Source organism: Helicobacter valdiviensis, from assembly GCF_003245365.1.
GTDB lineage: Bacteria > Campylobacterota > Campylobacteria > Campylobacterales > Helicobacteraceae > Helicobacter_D > Helicobacter_D valdiviensis.
The window spans coordinates 1-17,530 of record NZ_NBIU01000037.1 but is presented as its reverse complement, the minus strand read 5'-3'; the positions used below and the strand labels follow the sequence as shown (position 1 = coordinate 17,530).

The following is a 17,530-nucleotide window of genomic DNA, read 5'->3' as shown; positions in this document are numbered from 1 at the left end:
AAAGTAAAGTGTGGCAGTCTAAAGAAAACTTAAAATTATGGGTTGTCCTTGTTAGATTGCCACGAGTTCTACAAACTCTTACAATGATAGAGAAAGACTCTCTAAAGTATCTAAAGTAATAAAGAAGAGTTAATAAAGAGCTAGAATGCCCCCCCCCCCCGCACTAATAGTGGATTAGTAATAAAAGAAGTTTTAGAGATATTAAAAGTATTAAAGGATAATAATACTTTATTATTAGATGTTGTATTTAAATTATTATAAAAAGAATTAAAAGAGTTCAATGTATTTTTTAATGTATTTAGTTTTTTAAATTTTTTAAGATTTAAAAAATACATATAGATGATACCCCCTCTTTTTTATTTTAATATTGTTTTATTTAAGCATTAAAAGAGATATGTAAATATTTATAATTTACATAAACTATACTTAGAAATTTAATTTTGGAATTTTAAAGAAATATTTTTTAAATTTTTATAAAATATAAAATACTGTTTTATTCTATAGAGATTATTTAATGGTTTTTATATTTGAGTTTAGCAAGCTTGCAAGCTACTTTTGCAGCACATAAATAGCTTTTTATCTTTGCTTTATTTTGGTAGGCAATATCAAATGCACTGCCATGATCTACTGAAGTGCGTATTATAGGTAGATTTAAAGAAATATTAATACTTTTATCAAAATACAAGGTTTTAAGTGGAATAAGCCCTTGATCATGATACATAGCAACATAATATTTTAAATGCTTCCCAATAAATGCAACATCAGGCACCAAGACTCCTTTATACACATCTTGTTTTAAGATTTGATTTGCCTCGTCTATAGCTTTTTGAATGATAAAGTCTTCATCACCCAAAACCCCAAAATCCCCTGCATGAGGATTAAGCCCTAAAACTCCACAAGGTAACTTTTTAATAAAAGGTGCAAGTTTTAAAAGAAATTTTAAAAGTGCTTCATATTCTATAATCTTAGGAACATCTTTTAATCTTATATGATCGCTAAAGAGTGCAACATACATTTTAGGAGAACCTAAAACCATAATTGCTTCTTGCTTAAAAATATCTCTTAAAACCTCTGTATGTCCTGCATAAGAAATCCCTGCTAGTTGCCATGCTTTTTTATGGATAGGCAAAGTAAGAAGTGCTTTTGTCCTTTTATTTTGGGTTAAAAACAGTGCTGTTTTAAAACTCTCATAGCTATATGCTCCGCTTTCTTTAGTAATCTTTCCTGCTAAAATTTGCGGTATTTGCAAATCTTTATTTAACATCTTAGGAGAATAAAGTTCTAAATTTTTTGGCAGCTTTCTTTTTAACTTCCTTGATGCCTCTTTTAAAAGTTCCTCATCTACACAATAGATTGGTTTGCAAAGCTTTTGCAACTTTTGGTGTGATTTTAATAAAATCTCCAAACCAATACCATTAATATCCCCAACACTCACTGCAATTTTCAATAGCACATTCCTCTAGTTTTTAGCATATATTCTTCTTGCTGTTTAAAATTATCAATAATGATTTTAAACTCCAGCTCTTCTCCCTTATTTAGTGGGGTTTTATAGACTTCTTTATGTGTATAAAAGGGTTTTAATGTGTATTTTAACTGTTTAATGGGGGAGAGATTTTTGGGTAAAAAATCTACACTAATAATACAGCCTTTAGTTTTTAACAAACCTATATTTTTGATTTTTCCTTCCACATAATAGGAGGGATCAAAGTTTAACTTTCCATTATAGCTTAGTTTCATTTCTACTTTTTTTAGATAATTTTCCATAGTTATTTGGTAGAAATAAGGCGATAAAACCAATAAAATCATACTGCAAAGAAACATAAAAATCCCTAGCAAAATCCTATGACGCAATGCAACTGCCAGTAAGAAAAAAAGCACAATACATAAAAAAAATACAACCAATACTAAATAATCTGCCAAAGATAAGTAGCCAAAAATGGTGCTAAATTTAGAAAAGTATTCATTTAGTGTTGCTAAATTCATAGCCTTACCCCTATTTAATCTTTAGGTCTTGAATTTTTTTCTGCAATTCCGCTCACATTAAAACGCCTTAGCAACTCTTGCCGAACTCTATCTGGAGAGATGTTCTTATAAGCCAATCCTACAAGTGCATGGTATAACAAATCTGTAGCTTCATAAATAATATCTTCTTCTTTATCATCTTTAAGAGCAAAGGCAAATTCTGCTGCTTCTTCTACTATTTTTTTGCCTATTGTGTTTTCGCCTTTTTTAAATAATGAGGCTGTATAGGAGCTTGTGCTATCTGCATTTTTACGCTCTTGTAAAGTATGATATAGCAAATCCACTGCTCCATAAATAGAGCCTACATCTTGGGTATTTTCTTTTATTTCCTTGCCTACATCTTCCCCTTTTCCAAAACTTTGAAAAAAGCAAGTAGGATTTCCACTATGGCATGCTACACCATTTTGCTTCACTCTAATAAGCAAGGTATCCTTATCACAATCAAGCAAAATTTCTTTAATTTCTTGTGTGTGTCCGCTTTGTTCGCCTTTTTTCCAAATGCGTTGCTTAGATCTAGAATAATAATGCACAAATCCAGTTTGGATACTTAAGCATAAAGCTTCTTTGTTTGTAAAACCAAGCATTAAAACTTCATTGCTTTTCTCATCTTGCACGATAAGGGGAATAAGCCCCTTATTCCATTCAATACTTTCTAGTAAATTAGCCATTACTCACCCACAACGCTAGAGCGTCTAGTATCTTTTGTATCTAGCCAAATATTAGGAGTTGAGCCTCCTGGGGTTAAGAAAATCTTTGCATCTTTATTAACTTGCAATGCTTCATTGAATTTACTTTGCACTTCAATTTGTCTTAACTGCAATAATCCATTAGAAAGACTTTGAGAGATTAAGCGGTTTGCTTTAGCTTGTGCGTCAGCTTCAATGATTGTAGCATCTGCCACACCTTTAGCTAAAGCTGCCTTTTTTTCTGCTTCTTGCTTAGCACGCTCTACTTCATATCTTGCACGCTCTGCTTCCTGTCTTGCTACTTGAACGCGTTCAATCTGCTCTTTAATTGCGGGTGGAAGAACAATCTCTGTAAGCTGAATAGATACAAGCTTTACTGGTTGGTTTTCTAATTTTTGAATATAATCTCTAAAACGCTCATCAATAAGTGTTGCAATTTCATTACGCTTTGTAGGTAATTCCTCTGCTGTAAAGCTACCTACAACATTTCTCACAATCTCTCTAATAACAGGCGTAATGATTCTCTCTTCCCAATTTTGACCCCATACTGAAATGGTTTGTGGCACTTTTAACGAATCAAGACTGTATTGCACTGCGAGTTCCACAGATACAGATAATCCTCTAGAATCCAAGACATTAATGGCAGCATTTTTCAGACTACCCTCATCGCGTCTTCTTAAATTCATCGACTCTGAATTTGTAAAATCTGCAATTCTTACCTTAGTATTTACAGCTATAATTTGTTGCAAACCTGGTATAAAAAAGTGAAGTCCTGGCTGCAATGCAACAGGATCAAACTCACCTGTATTAATCTTCACACCTACTTCACCACTATTAATAATTTTAAAAGGACGCACAAGCAAGAAAATAACAACTATTAAAACAATTACAGCTAAGATTATTAAACTTTTATTGTTTGGCATTGCTGGCATTTTAGGATAACCTTGAAAACCTCTATTGCTATCCTTATTGCCCCCTCCATTATTGCCATTATTGTTATTATCATTTTGGCGTGGGGTTTTATTCTTCTGTCTTAAATGTTCGTTTAAATCAATAGGCATACTTTAAACCTCTCCTTAAATAAAAATTAATCAATATAAGTTAGCCAATGGCTATATTTAGGATTTCTACCATACACAACATCAAAATATGCTTCTTGAAGTTTTTTGGTAACTTCTCCTCTAGTGCCACTTCCAATAATACGCTTATCAAGACTACTAATAGGGGTAACTTCAGCAGCTGTCCCTGTGAAAAATGCTTCATCAGCAATATAAACTTCATCTCTTGTGATATTGCGTCTTTGCACTTCAAATCCTAAATCTTTAGCAATCTTAATCACAGAATCTTGCGTAATAGACTCTAAAGAAACATCATTAGGAGGAGTGATAATCACACCATCTCTTACAATAAAAAAGCATTCGCCACTTCCTTCTGCTATCATACCATTTTCATCTAGCAATAAAGCCTCTTCATATCCACATGAGATTGCCTCATATTTTGCCATTTGTGAATTCAAATAATTTCCACAAGCTTTTGCTTTACCAAATAAAGATTTTGCAGGATTTCTAACAAAAGAAGAAGTTTTAACTTCTATTCCCTTTTCTAATCCCTCTTCGCCTAAATATGCACCCCACTCCCATGCAGCAATGGCTACTCTAACTGGAGCATTTTTATGATACACCCCCATAGCACCATATCCTAAATATACTAAAGGACGCACATAAGCATTATTCTTAAAATCATTATCTTTAATTACTTCAATTTGTGCCTTTTCTAACTCACTTTGAGAATAAGGCACTTCAATGGCAACAATCTTTGCAGAATTTAAAAGTCTTTTTGTATGCTCTTGTAATCTAAAAATCGCCATTCCCTTAGAAGTTTTATAGGCTCTCATTCCCTCAAAAACACCATTTCCATAATGTAAAGTATGTGTCAAAATATGCACATTTGCTTCCATCCAAGGCACTAATTTGCCATCCATCCAAATTGATTTTGCTTCAACCATTTTAACTAACTCCATAAAAAATAAGCTAGAATATACCCTAAGCTTTCTTAAAAGCTAATTTGCCAATTCAGCAAAAGTAAATTCTTTTGGCAAACTTGCACAAAATTCATAATCAAAAATCTTAATCTTATAAGCATGGAGCAATATCCTTTTAGCTTCTTTACCTCCATAAAGTGTATCTCCGATAATGGGATGATTAATGGAGGATAAATGCACGCGTATTTGATGGGTTTTCCCTGTTTTAATATTTACTTTTAGTTTTGTTTTCTTGCCACTAATCTCTAAGGGTTCTATAAAGGTAATGGCTCTTATACCACTCTCTTTTTTAGAAACACTTACCTTGGCAAAATTTCCTTTTTTGATAAGTAGAGGTGTATTAATCTCACGCCCCTCCTCCACAATTCCTTGAACTATAGCAACATACTCTTTATAAACACGCTCTTTTTTAAACTCCTCTTTGGCTTTTTCTTCAAATGCACTCCCCTCTTTTACAAAAAGTAAAACCCCACTTGTTTCTTTATCTAAACGATGGAGCAATACCCATTCTTTAAACTCTTCTGCCACTTCGCTAGAACTCATAAAGCTTGGTTTATCCACTGCCAAAATATTGCTATCACTAAATAAGATTTTAGGTTTTAATCTTTGCTCTATCTTAAAATGTATATTTGGGTTCATCAAAGCACGGGCGATTTTAATTTTCCTATTGCTTACACTCACAAGCCCTCTATCAATCAAATCTTTAGCTTCATTGTTGGAAATTTTTTCTTGCAACGCTAAAAGTTTATAGGCTTTTTGTGCATTAGGAGAAAGTTTTGGTATATTGGGTTTTGCTTGCTCTTGCTTTGATTTAACATAAGGGCTTTTGCTGATTTGTTTATTTTTTTTCACTTGAGTTTTATTGTCTTTTTTATAATTTTTTATCATAAAGCTTCTTTTAATAATTTTTCAAAATTGTATCAAAATTTTGCTTGTTTATAATTTTAGCATATGGGATATTCTCTAAATTATTTAACACTCCGCTTAAATCCTCTATTTGACAAATCACATAACCTTGCAAATTAGAAAATAAAGTTTTTTGATTAAAAATATAAGAACCACTAATAATTTTAGTCTTAAAACTAGCAGGTTCTATTGGATTATGCCCCCCTATTCCCTGTAAAAAACTCCCACATAATACAACCAATTCACTAATTGCATAATAATTATTTAGCTCCCCTAAGCAATCTAATAAATAAAATTCTTCTTCATTTTGTAAATCCACTTGAGAAAGTCTTGAAATTCTTCCCCTCTTCTTTTCTTGCAAAATTACATTTAATTGATTTTCTACATCCATAAAACGCTCTGGATGACGCGGAGCAAAAATGATAGAAAAATTCTCCCTATTAAGAGGGTTTAATTCTTGCCATTTTAAAATCTCTTGCAACACCATAACTTCTTCACTCTTATTATCTTTTGTGTGCGAACTTGCCACCATAATAAGATTTTTAGAGGGTTTTAGAAGCTCTTTTGTGGCCTTTGCTTGTTCCATAGCTTTTAAATTGCCAAAAATCTCTATTTTTTTAGCACCTAGTTGCATAAGCCTTTTTTTATCCGATAAACTCTGTGTATACACGCAATCTAAAAGCAAAAATATTTTCTGATAGAAAAATCTAAAACGCAAATATTTAGGATAAGAACGCTCTGAAACTCTAGCATTTAAAAGATAGGTTTTAGCACCTTTTAGCTTAGCAAAATATAGGGGCATAAGCCACAATTCTGCTTCAAAGAGCGTAAGAGTTTTAACCCTTAACCCCTTAATAAAAAAAGGAATAAAACTCTCAAATGGCAAATATCTTACATTCGCTTCTCCTAAAAAGCTGGTAGCTAGCTTAAAGCCTGTATTTGTAGTGGTTGTAAGCAAAATCTCACAATCTTTTTCTTCTTTAAGTTTTAAAATGATATTTAAGAGGGCCTTAACTTCCCCAAAAGAACAAGCATGAAACCAATGCACTTCTTTTTGACTTTTAAAAGCCTTGGGAGAAAAAAAGCGTCTTTTTAAGGAGTTTCTATATTTTTCTTTAAAAGAAAGCAAAATAAGAAAGGGTATGCCAAGCAAATGCACCCAGCACACCAAAATATAATAAGTTAAGACAAAGAGTCTCATATTTTCCTAAGCGTTTTCCTCATGATTAAATAAAATTCTTCCACAATGAGGACAAGTAATAATATCATCAGAGCGGATAATATCCGAATACACTTTATCATTAATTCTCATAAAGCAACCGCCACATGCTTGTCTTGTTACGCTAACTACTGCACTATCTTTTGCCCATTTTCTAATTTTTTCATAAAAAGAAATAATTTTTTGATCCATTTTAGAAACAAGCTCATTTTTTTTAGCAAATACAATTTCTTGTTCATCTTTGACTTTTTTAACTTCACCCTCTACTTTTTGATTAACCTCTTGCATTTCACCCTGCAAGCCACCCACTTCATTTTCTAATTTTTTAATAGCTTCTTCACGGGATTTAATAAGGTTATTTAATCTTGCAATTTCTTCATTTGCAAAAGTAATTTGCTCTTTTGCTAGCTCTTCTTCTAGGCTTAAAGATTTACTTTCTTTTTCTGTTTTGATAAGCTTTACTTTTCTTGCAATATCTTCTAGCTTATTAGACAAATCTGCTAAATGATTTTCATTCTTTTGAACTGAAAGCGACAGATCTTTCATTACTGCTTTATTTTCTTCAATTTCTGCTAAAAAAGCTTCCTCTTGTTTTGTAAGTGCCTCCAACTCTTTTTTAGCCTCTTTAATGCGAGGCTCAAAAGAACTAATTTCCCTATCAAGATCTGCAATCTCAATCAACTGGCTTAAATGCTTATTCATTAACAACTCCAAAAATATATTTATACAAAATTAAAGGGATTTTGTGAATCCAAAATTATAGCTTTATAGCCATAATTTGTCAAAATAGGCTTTAAAATCTCACCAAAATATTGTTCCAATTCAAAATGCCCAACATCAATCAAATTTATCCCATAACTCACTGCTTCCATTGCCTCATGGTATTTAAAATCACCACTAATAAAGCAATCTACTTTTCCTTTTAAATCCCTAATAAAACTTGCACCGCTACCTGTAACTAAGGCAATTTTTATGCTTTTAGAATGCACTTTTGTGGTTTTTAACGATTTTATACCTAGCTTTTCTTTAATTAAAGCACAAAGCATATCAAAATCCCCATTAAATTCTACATAAACTATAAAATCTTCTTGAAAATTTTTTACTGCTTCTCCAAAAATTTTTTTCGCCACAAAGCTTCCAAAATGTGTTTTATCAAAATTTGTATGCATAGCAATCAAACTAATTTCTTTGCTAAAAGCCAAATTTAGCAAATTTGCAGGATAAACCTCATCTAAAATTCTCTTCATGGGTGAAAAAATCAAAGGATGATGAGAAATAATGACGCTTTTACTTTTAGCTTGTTCTAAAACATTTTGATCCACTTCTAAAGAGAGATAAATTTCGCTAAATTCTCTATCATATCCCCCTAAAATTAACCCACAATTATCCCAACTTTCCTGCAAAGAAAAAGGACTAAGAGTATCTAAAACTTCTAAAAGTGTAGAAATTTTATTGCTTTTTTGTGGCATTAGCTAAACGCTCCTCTCGTATTTTTTCTTGCTCTTTATAGACAAGTGCACAACCCTTTGCTAATTCTCTAATTTTTAAAATATAATTTTGTCGCTCGGTAGCTGAAATTGCCTTTCTTGCATCAAGCACATTAAAAATATGAGATGCAAGCATCGCACAATCATAAGCAGGAAGTGGTAAAAGTGCCTCAAGTGCTTTTCTCCCCTCATCTTGCATTTTTGCAAAAAACTCAAAAAGCATTTTCGTGTCTGCTATCTCAAAATTATATTTAGAAAATTCATATTCGCCCTCAAAATGCACATCTGCATAACTATAATTTTCATTCCAAGCAATTTCAAAAACACTTTCCACACCCTGCAAATACATAGCAAGCCTTTCTGTTCCATAGGTAATCTCCACTGCCACAGGCTCACAAGGAATACCACCTACTTGCTGAAAATAAGTAAATTGTGTAACTTCCATACCATCAAGCCATACTTCCCAACCAAGCCCCCATGCACCAAGGGTGGGAGATTCCCAATTATCTTCTACAAATCTCACATCATGATTTTTTAAATCAAGTCCTAAATATTCTAAACTCTTCAAATAAAGCTCTTGAATATTGTCTGGGCTAGGTTTAATCAATACTTGAAACTGATAATAACTTCCTAATCTATTTGGATTTTCCCCATATCTGCCATCTGTTGGACGGCGTGAAGGAGCTACATAGGCCACACTCCATGGCTTAGAATCTAGACTTCTTAAAAGTGTAGCAGGATGGAAAGTCCCTGCACCTGCTGGAATGTCATAAGGCTGGATAATAAGACACCCCTGCTCTCTCCAAAATTGTTGCAATTTTAATAAAAGATCTGAAAAATACAGCATTTATTCTCCTTTCAACCACTTTAAAATACTTTCTTTAACTTCTTCTTTTTGCAAACTTTGCGTATGCACTTCCTCTTTGCTAAAAAGTGAGGAAATTTGGCTTGAAATTTGCACTGCAAAATCTTTAGAAATTTTTTCTAAGGCTTCTTTATCCCCTAGCTCTCCAAATCCAAAAGCCCTAGCTAAAGTAGGAGCGAACTTCGTCCATTCTGCAGTAGAACACAAAATCATAGGATTTTCTTCTCCATTCTCTTTAAGCTCTAAATACGCCTTAATCCCGCAAGCTGTATGAGGATCTATAATAATTTTTTTATTAGCATAAGTTTTTAAAACTTCTAAACAAAAAGTATCTTCACAAAAAGTTGCACTAAAATATTTTTGGATTTTTTCTAATTCTTGTGTTGTAATTTGATACACTTTCTTTTTGTCCAAATCCTCCATAAGCTCTCTTGTTCTTTTTGCTCCAAAAAGTGCAAAAAGCACGCGTTCAATATTGGAGCTTTTTAAGATATCCATAGCAGGAGAATAAGTCTTTTGTAAGCTCTTATTGGAAATATCATAAATCCCACTTTGGATAAATTCGGTTAAAATATTATTTTTATTAGAAGCTATCCATATTTTTTTGATAGGAAATCCCATCATTTTTGCATAAAATGCTCCCAAAGCATTTCCAAAATTTCCACTAGGAACAATAATAACTGCTTCTTTCTTTGTATCTTCATAAATTTTTAAACTTGCATAAATATGATAAATCATCTGAAAAGCAATACGCCCAAAATTTACAGAATTTGCAGCACTTAAAGCAATATCTTGTTCCTTTAATGCTTCTTGAAAATCTTCATCTTTTAAAAGCTCTTTTAGCACACTTTGTGCCATATCAAAATCCCCATCAATCCCAAAAACTTTGATATTTTTAGCTGTGTTGGTGCTCATTTGTAATCTTTGCACATCGCTTGTGCCATCTTTAGGATAAAGACAGATTACTTGGATATTTTTTTTATCTGCAAAACTCTCTAGAGTTGCTGGGCCTGTATCCCCACTTGTAGCCACTAAAATTAGATATTTTTGTGTGCTTTCTTTAATAAAAGAGCTAAAAATCTCTCCAAAAGGCTGTAATGCCATATCTTTAAAAGCACGCGTAGGCCCACAATAAAGCTTTTGAATGCTTAAATCCTCTTCTATCTGCTCTAAAGGAGCTGGATTATCCTTCTCATCAAATCCATCATAAAGTGCTAAAGCTTTATCTAAAAGCTCTATATCTATTCCTAAGTTAAGACAAGCAAAAATGCCACGCGATAATTCTTTATAATTTAATTTTGCAAATTTTTCTATTTCTTCTTTGGAAAATTTTGGAAGTTTATTAAGGGTATAAAGTCCTCCAAAAGGTGCATTTGGATTTAAAACCACCTCTTGGAAACTTTTTAACTCATCTTCGCTTTTAGAACCTCTTGTTCCGCAAAAACACTTAAATTGCACGCAAATCCTTCATAAATAAATTTGCTAATTGTAACCTAAGTGTTCATAAATTAGGCTTTAAAAAGGCCAAATTGATTGAATAAGTTTTGTCCCCCAACCTTTTTCGGTAGTTCTTTTTAACTCACCTTGTGTATCATACATAATTTTTGCATCAGCAATATATTGCGATTCTATTGTATTATTTCTTGCAATATCGGTTGGTCGCACTACTCCACTTAAATGGATTACTTGCTTTTCGCCATTAATCAAAACCTCACGACTGCCTTCAATAAAATAATTCCCATTTTGCAAAACTTTGATAATTCTTGCAGCAATAGTTGTCGTAAAAGTTTCTTGGCGGTTTTGTGTGCCTGTGCCTGTAAATGTAGAAGTATTATTTCCTGTATTAATACCAAAAGCTGTTAAATTGTTAAACCCGTTAACAAGCCCATTAATCCCGCTACTATTTCCACCATAAGTAAGAGAAGGTGCCATAACTGAACCGCTTGAAGTTTCGTTTAAATTTCTATTAGCACTTGAGCTTGCTTGTGCAGTTTGATTAATAATGACTGTTACTAAGTCATTGAGTTGCATAGCACGCCTATCTGAAAACAAAAGATTATCTCCTTGGCCAAAAATACTTCCAGGATTCCCAAAATTATCTTCCTCTTCTTTTGGAGGTAATTCCTCCACATAAGCAGGTGGCTTAAAAGAAATTTGAGGCTCTGTAGTCGCACAACCGCTTACAAATACAGAGATTCCCAAAGCACTTACCATGTAAGAAAAACTTAAAAAGTGTTTGATTTTTAGAGATTTCATAGCACATCCTTATGCAAATTTACATCTCCCAACATAAAGCAATTTTGATTCCACATTTTAAATTTTTATTTTACAAGTTGGGTATGCTCTACTTTTATACTCTCCTTAGATAAAGGATTTGTTTGTGCAAAATAAAAAGCCACTGCAATATTAATAATCATAGCAATAAGTAAAAGTGGCATGGTGCGTTTTATGATATCCATAGGATTTACTTTTGCAAAACCTGCCAAAGCTAAAATTCCACCCGAAATCGGACTTGCAGCACGCCCTAAACAAGAAGCAATTTCTATAGGCAAAACAAAACTTATAGGTGCAACACCTAATTTTGTAGCAATATCAGGTGCTAATTTACCAAAAGCATTAAAAGCAGCTATCCCACTTCCCATAATCACACTAGCAAAATACACCAAAAAGCTTAAAATCACAATACAAGCAAGCACAGCCACCCATGCAAATGAGCTTTCGTTTCCGAATTTTTTCATCACATCCACTAAAACACCAATGCCCCCTAAAGACTCTATGCCTTTAGCAAAAACACTTGCAGCAATTAATATACTTACTACGCTTACAAAAATTTCAGCCATACCCTTTAAAATCACAACCACATCTTCGCCAAGTTTTTTAGCATCTCTATGTCTTATAAATTCTATGATAAATACTAAAGTAATGCTAATAAAATTTGCACTCACAACATCAAGTTTTATACCTAAAATAAGTTACAAACAAAAATACCACCGGAAGCCATGGAAAGAAAATATAAATCGTAGGACATTTTGGATCAATGATTTCTGGGATATTAACTTCATCATTTAATACACCTTTTTCTTTGTCTTTTTTATCTATCCAAGCAAAATAAAATGGGATTAAAATCGCGATGATTAACACATAAAAAATCACGCTATACATTTGATAATTTAAAAAAAGTCCCACGACATTATCGCTCTCTCCCACCATATTTGCCATAGTTATGGAGTTTGCATCTTTTGGTCCATAATCAAGTGCAATTAAAGAAAGCACACAAACAGCAGTAATGGGGCGAATTTTTAAAGAAATCAAAACCGGATATATACAAGCTAAAAGCAAAAGTAATAATCCTGTATAGCTTGAAATAACGATTTTTAAAGCCATACCTACAACAAAAGTTCCACTTAAAATCAAATATTTGTTTTTGATTTTTCCTAAGGGTTTGTTGGCTAAAAATGCAAGCTTTGCTGAAGCATTGATATGTTTCATATAAGCTGCAAAACCTGCCACACTCATAATGATAAGCCCTGTGCCACTAAGTTGTTCTTTGAAAGTAGCCACAATAAAAGCATAACTATCTAATAATACGCTTAAAATACCCGTATGTTCTTTACTGGCCTTTGGGATAGGCACATCAAACACATAGTAAGCAAAAATAAGCAAAATAAGCCCTGAAAATAAAAATACAAAAATAGGATTGTATTTTTTAAGCACATAATAAGCCACAATTACAACCGATAAAAGCGTGGAAAAAATCATAAATATTGACATAGCTCTCCCTTATCAAATTTTAAAATCCATTTTATTATAAGTTTAAAAAATTTTAAATAAAATAAAATTTTAATTCTATGCTTGTAAAAATTATTAAGATATTTCAAATTTTTAAGGTTTTCAATGGAAAATTTATCTCAAACTTTACCTAAAAATAAGATGAAAGAAACTTCTCTTAAGGCTATTATAGGAATCACTTGTATGTTTTTAGGTATTTTGCCTTTTATTGGAGTTTTATTCACCCTTGCAAGTTGGATTTTATTTTTTATTGTGCTTTATGATTTGACAGTTTATGGCGGTGCTAAAGGCTTATTTAAAAATTTTTTTATGTCTCTAGGCACAATATTTATCGGATTTTCAATCAGCATAGGTGCTATTTTAATATTACAACCCCGTGTAAGCCTATTTAATGGTTTATATTTTGAAAATAATAATGCTCATGCTATTTGGGCAGTCTTTGCTTGTGTGATAGTTTTTTTAATAACTATGATTGCAGTCTTTCCTTTTATGAAAGCTTGGTATTTTGAGATTGCAAGAGTAACTAAGCAAAAATATTTTATTTATGCTTTTTGGACGCATTTTATAGGTTTATGCACTCTACCTGTGTTTGGTTTAGGTGCTTTAGGGATAATAGCAAGTATTATTTTTCAGCTTGCAGCTTGGATAAGTTTCAATAATGAAAGTTTAGAAAACTCCCACAACTCACACCAAAAACAAAGTTTTATTTTTGATTTTGATTTAAAATGGGTTAAAATCTTAATGGTTGCTTCTTTGCTTCTTAGCTTAATGCTTAACTTGCTTCATGCAATTAATAGTATTTTAAAAGATAGTTTTGACATAATATCCTATTACAGATTAATGAATAATTTTGTAATATTTTTTGAACTTGTAAAATTTTCTTTTTCTAATACCGCTTTTTTAACAACTTTTTTAGTGATTTTAGCCTTATTGTCCGTTTTTTTATTCTGTAAAAAGCTAAATTCTTACAAAATATTTTCTTACTTTTTCTTGTGGCAAACTCTATTTATTGCAAGAAGCTACCAAAGCACTATTTTTAATTTTATTTTGGGAGAAAATTACCCCCATTCAATGGACGAAATTGTGCGTATAATTTTAAGGATAGCACTTATCATATCGGCATTTTTATTTTTTAAAGTCTTAGTGCAAGCAACAAAGAATAAATTCTTCTTTGCTATTTTTGCTATTTTTGCTATTTTTGCTTGCAGAGAAACTTTACGCATTCTTTTAAATCTCTTTGATTTTAACTACAATATAACCGATATTATGCGTAATAGTGGCAATTTTTTAGATTTCATCTACATTGTCTTATTTATCGCCACTTGGCTTTCTCTTAAAGGCAATAAAAATTCTTTAAAATCTTAATGAAACTCTACTATTTTTTCTAGACTTAGCGTCTTTTGCACATCAATAAGACGCTGATTTGTGCTTCCTCTAAATCTTAAAGACAAATCCCTTTGTTCCAAAATAAATCGCCCATCAACAAGCACATCACAAAGCTCCAACAAGCAATAAAACTCCTTGACTTCTTTTAGCTCTTCATAGGTGTATCCTGTATATAGAGTTAAATCAAGCCCTAATGCTTTAATTTCCTTTGCTAAAATTTGCAAATTCTTTGCTTGAAGCAAAGGCTCTCCACCACTAAAAGTAACACCTTGTAACAAAGGATTTTTTCTCAAATCTTCTAAAATTTCTCCACAATCTTTTAAAAACCCTCCTTTTAAATCATGCGTATGCGGATTTTGACAACCTTTACATTTATGGGTGCAACCTTGTAAAAAAATTACATAACGCAATCCAAAACCATCTGTAATAGATTCTTCAATTATTCCTGCTATCCTAAGAAAAATTGTGTTTTTTTCTATCATTGACTTCTGCCTTTTTCGCATCATTAAAGCGATCTAGTGTGCCTACTAAATACCCTGTAATTCTTCTAATGCGTTCAAACTTCTTATCTCCTTCAGTTCTACCACATTTTGGACAAACTTCATCTATAGTCCCGCTATATCCACAAAGAGGATCTCTATCTAGTGGAAAATTAATAGAACCATATCCAATATTATTTTCTTTCATGCATTGTATGATTTTTTCAAAACTTTCTAAATTTTTAGAAACATCTCCATCTAATTCCACATAAGTAATGTGTCCGCCATTATTTAGCGAATGATAGGGAGCTTCAATTCTAATCTTATCAAAAATGCTAATTTTAAAACCCACTGGAATATGAAAAGAATTTGTGTAATACTCCTTATCTGTAATCCCCTCTAAAACTCCATATTTTTTTCTATCAAGCTTTACAAATCTTCCACTTAAACCCTCTGCTGGAGTAGCTATTAAAGAAAAATTTAATCTATCTTGCATAGCCTTTTTATCCACAAATTCTCTCATAAATCCTACAATTTCTAAGCCTAATTTTCTAGCCTCCTCGCTTTCTCCATGATGTGTGCCAATGAGTGCTTTTAGTGTTTCTGCAAGTCCAATATAACCAATAGTTAAAGTCCCATGTGCTATCACACTCTCTAGCGTATCTTCATAGCCTAGTTTCTCGCTATCTAGCCAAATATGCTCCCCCATTAAAAATGGAAAATTTTTCACTCTTTTTTGGCTTTGAATCTTATAGCGGTGCATTAGCTGTTCATAAACTAGCTCCAATTTCTCTTCTAAAAGCTTATAGAAAAGTTCTAAATTTCCTTTAGCCTCTATCCCAAGTCGCACTAAATTAATACTACTAAAACTCAAATTTCCCCTACCTGAAGTAACTTCTTTGCTTGTATCATATACATTTGCCATCACCCTAGTTCTACATCCCATATAAGCCACTTCACTATTATAATCACCCTCTTTATAATATTGCTTATTAAAAGGAGCATCTAAAAAGCTAAAATTTGGAAAAAGTCTCTTTGAAGCACATTCCATAGCAAGTCTAAAAAGATCATAGTTTTTATCTTCTTTATTATAATTTACCCCCTCTTTAAGCTTAAAAATTTGCACTGGAAAAATAGGAGTTTCCCCATTTCCTAAGCCTTTTAAAGTAGCACGCAAAAGATTTTCAATCACCATTCTACCTTCAAAACTTGTATCTGTTCCATAATTTAGCGTGCTAAAAGGAACTTGTGCCCCTGCTCTTGAATTCATTGTATTTAAATTATGAATTAATGCTTCCATAGCTTGAAAAGTAGATTTTTGTGTTCCTTCTAAAGCTTTTTGATAAGCATAAGAGTTTGCATCCTCTAAAATCTTTCTATCATAATCTTTTATTATTTCCATAAGTGTGTTTAGACAAGCTTCTTTGCTAGAAATTTCAAAGAAGTTTTGACTAAATTGCTCTTTAACAATTTTCTTTCCCAAAGAAATTTCAAAAAATGCTTCTAGGGCATTTAAATATTCTTTTTGAAAAGTTTTACACACTCCCTTTGCCATCGCAAAATCAAAGTTGGGAATAGATTGCCCTCCATGCATTTCATTTTGATTTGCTTGCAATGCAATACAAGCAAGTGCAGCATAAGAGCCTATACTATTAGGTTCTCTTAAACTCCCATGTCCTGTGCTAAAACCTTTTTCAAAAAGCTTAATAAGATCAATCTGGCAACAAGTTTGTGTTAGCATATAAAAATCTTTATCATGTATATGAATATCGCCATTTTTATGTGCTTGTGCTATATGCTTAGGCAAAATACACAAATCAATGTAATATTTTGCACTCTCTGAACCATATTTTAGCATCATACCCATAGCGGTATCTGAATTAATATTTGCATTTTCTCTTTTTAAATCCACATCTTTAGCATTCTTAAAAGTTAAATCGTTTAATAATTGCAACAAATCATAATCAGCATTTCTAATATTTGCTCTTTTTTGCCTATAAAGTATGTAAGATTTTGCTGTGCTTTTTAGAGAATTTTGCATAAGCACTTCTTCTATAATATTTTGCAAATCTTCAATTTCTACAATTTCACTTTTAATATTTAAAATAACTTTTTGGCATATTTCTTCTAATTTTTCTTGATTTAGTTTCTCATCATTAGAACTACTATTGGCTTTCAAAATAGCATTTTTAATCTTTAAACTCTCAAATACAACTTTACTTTTATCCCTTTTAATAATAAATTTTATTTGCATGAAATTTTTCCTAAAAAATAAGGTATCAATACTAAAAAATAGCATTTTACACCCATAAAGTTTAACCCAATAACTTAACAAAACGCTTAAAAATATTTAAAATTTATCTTATACTTTTTAAATAGATAATAAACTTCAAACTATTTTTAACTTCTAAAAGCATTCTATTAGCCTTATTTTTAAATCAAAAGCTTAAAATTACTATACCATTTCTTCAACACAGTATTTAAAAATCCATAACCAACTTTATTTTAGGTTTATTTGACAAAATCTGCAATGAATTTTTAAAACAACCCTTAATCAAAAATCTCTAATTTTTTAATTTTAAATTTGCTTTTTCTAGCATTTTATTATCCCAACCTTTTGGTAAATCTTTTGTGCTTGGATATTTTCTTT

General features: G+C 31.8%; 15 protein-coding genes and 1 pseudogene. 1 reads left to right on the top strand and 15 read right to left on the bottom strand.

The window, feature by feature from the left end:
• Positions 1-511: 511 nt before the first annotated feature.
• From pdxA to dcuC, 13 genes and pseudogenes are all read right to left on the bottom strand, one after another.
• A complete protein-coding gene (gene pdxA / locus B6S12_RS09400) occupies positions 512-1,447 on the bottom strand; it encodes a 4-hydroxythreonine-4-phosphate dehydrogenase (protein ID WP_111230534.1) in 936 nt (311 codons plus the stop codon).
• Complete coding sequence (locus tag B6S12_RS09395; protein WP_111230533.1) at positions 1,444-1,983, bottom strand: DUF2393 domain-containing protein; 540 nt, start codon at positions 1,981-1,983, stop codon at positions 1,444-1,446. Before B6S12_RS09395 ends, pdxA begins: the two co-directional genes overlap by 4 nt.
• A gap of 14 nt (positions 1,984-1,997) precedes the next feature.
• Positions 1,998-2,690: a bifunctional phosphoribosyl-AMP cyclohydrolase/phosphoribosyl-ATP diphosphatase HisIE gene (gene hisIE, locus B6S12_RS09390; protein WP_111230532.1), complete on the bottom strand. Its 693-nt coding sequence runs from the start codon at positions 2,688-2,690 to the stop codon at positions 1,998-2,000.
• Positions 2,690-3,769 (bottom strand): SPFH domain-containing protein, encoded by a 1,080-nt coding sequence (locus tag B6S12_RS09385; RefSeq protein WP_111230531.1) that lies wholly within the window; start codon positions 3,767-3,769, stop codon positions 2,690-2,692. The genes hisIE and B6S12_RS09385 overlap by 1 nt, the downstream gene beginning before the upstream one ends.
• Before the next feature lie 26 nt (positions 3,770-3,795).
• Positions 3,796-4,713, bottom strand: a complete 918-nt coding sequence (locus B6S12_RS09380) for a branched-chain amino acid transaminase (protein ID WP_111230530.1) — start codon at positions 4,711-4,713, stop codon at positions 3,796-3,798.
• 54 nt (positions 4,714-4,767) lie between these two features.
• On the bottom strand, positions 4,768-5,637 hold the full coding sequence (locus B6S12_RS09375; protein WP_111230529.1) for an RluA family pseudouridine synthase: 870 nt from the start codon (positions 5,635-5,637) through the stop codon (positions 4,768-4,770).
• 10 nt (positions 5,638-5,647) lie between these two features.
• The gene (waaA, locus tag B6S12_RS09370; protein ID WP_111230528.1) at positions 5,648-6,856 is read right to left on the bottom strand and encodes a lipid IV(A) 3-deoxy-D-manno-octulosonic acid transferase; all 1,209 of its coding nucleotides are present in this window, start codon (positions 6,854-6,856) and stop codon (positions 5,648-5,650) included.
• A gap of 6 nt (positions 6,857-6,862) precedes the next feature.
• Positions 6,863-7,576: a zinc ribbon domain-containing protein gene (locus B6S12_RS09365; protein WP_111230527.1), complete on the bottom strand. Its 714-nt coding sequence runs from the start codon at positions 7,574-7,576 to the stop codon at positions 6,863-6,865.
• A gap of 20 nt (positions 7,577-7,596) precedes the next feature.
• On the bottom strand, positions 7,597-8,343 hold the full coding sequence (locus B6S12_RS09360) for a Nif3-like dinuclear metal center hexameric protein (RefSeq protein ID WP_111230526.1): 747 nt from the start codon (positions 8,341-8,343) through the stop codon (positions 7,597-7,599).
• Positions 8,324-9,208: a glycine--tRNA ligase subunit alpha gene (glyQ, locus tag B6S12_RS09355; RefSeq protein ID WP_111230525.1), complete on the bottom strand. Its 885-nt coding sequence runs from the start codon at positions 9,206-9,208 to the stop codon at positions 8,324-8,326. The genes B6S12_RS09360 and glyQ overlap by 20 nt, the downstream gene beginning before the upstream one ends.
• Positions 9,209-10,684, bottom strand: a complete 1,476-nt coding sequence (gene thrC / locus B6S12_RS09350) for a threonine synthase (RefSeq protein ID WP_111230524.1) — start codon at positions 10,682-10,684, stop codon at positions 9,209-9,211.
• Positions 10,685-10,741: 57 nt separating this feature from the next.
• Positions 10,742-11,440 carry a flagellar basal body L-ring protein FlgH gene (gene flgH / locus B6S12_RS09345; RefSeq protein WP_111230536.1) on the bottom strand — a complete coding sequence of 233 codons (699 nt, stop codon included), beginning with the start codon at positions 11,438-11,440 and terminating at the stop codon, positions 10,742-10,744.
• Between the two features lie 107 nt (positions 11,441-11,547).
• Positions 11,548-12,997, bottom strand: a pseudogene (gene dcuC, locus B6S12_RS09340) (C4-dicarboxylate transporter DcuC).
• 123 nt (positions 12,998-13,120) lie between these two features.
• Between dcuC and B6S12_RS11150 the strand changes: the two are divergent.
• Positions 13,121-14,380 (top strand): hypothetical protein, encoded by a 1,260-nt coding sequence (locus tag B6S12_RS11150; protein WP_181451026.1) that lies wholly within the window; start codon positions 13,121-13,123, stop codon positions 14,378-14,380.
• Here the strand turns inward: B6S12_RS11150 and nrdG are convergent.
• On the bottom strand, positions 14,377-14,883 hold the full coding sequence (gene nrdG / locus B6S12_RS09330) for an anaerobic ribonucleoside-triphosphate reductase activating protein (RefSeq protein WP_245892643.1): 507 nt from the start codon (positions 14,881-14,883) through the stop codon (positions 14,377-14,379). The genes B6S12_RS11150 and nrdG overlap by 4 nt on opposite strands.
• Positions 14,855-17,134 carry an anaerobic ribonucleoside triphosphate reductase gene (locus B6S12_RS09325; protein ID WP_111230522.1) on the bottom strand — a complete coding sequence of 760 codons (2,280 nt, stop codon included), beginning with the start codon at positions 17,132-17,134 and terminating at the stop codon, positions 14,855-14,857. The genes nrdG and B6S12_RS09325 overlap by 29 nt, the downstream gene beginning before the upstream one ends.
• Between the last annotated feature and the right edge of the window lie 396 nt (positions 17,135-17,530).

Excerpts from the sequence above, each read along its gene's own strand:
- B6S12_RS09395 (WP_111230533.1), bottom strand. The coding sequence starts at position 1,983 with ATGAATTTAGCAACACTAAATGAATACTTTTCTAAATTTAGCACCATT.
- hisIE (WP_111230532.1), bottom strand. The coding sequence starts at position 2,690 with ATGGCTAATTTACTAGAAAGTATTGAATGGAATAAGGGGCTTATTCCC.
- B6S12_RS09385 (WP_111230531.1), bottom strand. The coding sequence starts at position 3,769 with ATGCCTATTGATTTAAACGAACATTTAAGACAGAAGAATAAAACCCCA.
- B6S12_RS09380 (WP_111230530.1), bottom strand. The coding sequence starts at position 4,713 with ATGGTTGAAGCAAAATCAATTTGGATGGATGGCAAATTAGTGCCTTGG.
- B6S12_RS09375 (WP_111230529.1), bottom strand. The coding sequence starts at position 5,637 with ATGATAAAAAATTATAAAAAAGACAATAAAACTCAAGTGAAAAAAAAT.
- waaA (WP_111230528.1), bottom strand. The coding sequence starts at position 6,856 with ATGAGACTCTTTGTCTTAACTTATTATATTTTGGTGTGCTGGGTGCAT.
- B6S12_RS09365 (WP_111230527.1), bottom strand. The coding sequence starts at position 7,576 with ATGAATAAGCATTTAAGCCAGTTGATTGAGATTGCAGATCTTGATAGG.
- B6S12_RS09360 (WP_111230526.1), bottom strand. The coding sequence starts at position 8,343 with ATGCCACAAAAAAGCAATAAAATTTCTACACTTTTAGAAGTTTTAGAT.
- glyQ (WP_111230525.1), bottom strand. The coding sequence starts at position 9,208 with ATGCTGTATTTTTCAGATCTTTTATTAAAATTGCAACAATTTTGGAGA.
- flgH (WP_111230536.1), bottom strand. The coding sequence starts at position 11,440 with ATGGTAAGTGCTTTGGGAATCTCTGTATTTGTAAGCGGTTGTGCGACT.
- B6S12_RS11150 (WP_181451026.1), top strand. The coding sequence starts at position 13,121 with ATGGAAAATTTATCTCAAACTTTACCTAAAAATAAGATGAAAGAAACT.
- nrdG (WP_245892643.1), bottom strand. The coding sequence starts at position 14,883 with ATGATAGAAAAAAACACAATTTTTCTTAGGATAGCAGGAATAATTGAA.
- B6S12_RS09325 (WP_111230522.1), bottom strand. The coding sequence starts at position 17,134 with ATGCAAATAAAATTTATTATTAAAAGGGATAAAAGTAAAGTTGTATTT.